Source organism: Dietzia sp. PP-33 (assembly GCF_033790845.1).
Taxonomy (GTDB): Bacteria; Actinomycetota; Actinomycetes; order Mycobacteriales; family Mycobacteriaceae; genus Dietzia.
The window spans coordinates 1-391 of sequence record NZ_JAMYEI010000037.1 but is presented as its reverse complement, the minus strand read 5'-3'; the positions used below and the strand labels follow the sequence as shown (position 1 = coordinate 391).

General features: G+C 61.9%; 1 protein-coding gene. It reads right to left on the bottom strand.

Going from position 1 to position 391, the window contains the following annotated elements; all coding sequences use genetic code 11:
- A partial coding sequence (locus tag NJE57_RS19950) for a hypothetical protein (RefSeq protein WP_319030231.1) occupies positions 1 to 318 on the bottom strand: 318 nt, incomplete at its 3' end.
- Positions 319 to 391 lie beyond the last annotated feature (73 nt).

Sequence of the window (391 nt, the reverse complement as noted above, 5' to 3'; positions counted from 1 at the left end):
ACCAAGGCCCGCCCCGCCACCACCACCCGTCGCGCCGCCATCGCCCCCTTGCGCCAGCATGTCATGGATACCGAGTCCACTGATGTCGACGGTGCCAGCATAGACGAACAGCCCTCGCTGGACGCCGCTGCCGCTCAAGATGAACCCGCCGCCCTCGATGTCGAGTGTGACGCCCGGATGCAGATTGATCGCCTGCAGCGCAGTGGTCCGGAACGTGATGTCGTTGCCGAAAGTGATCGTTATGGTGCCCGGTGTGGTGACGCTATTGGCCGCCAAAATGGCTGCGTTCAACTGCGCAATGTTGGTAACAGTGGACATTCCGGGTCTTTCAATCCAGGGCGAGGTCTCCGCCCAGCAAGTCAGCCTGCCGACCAATGCGCCACTTCAGAAA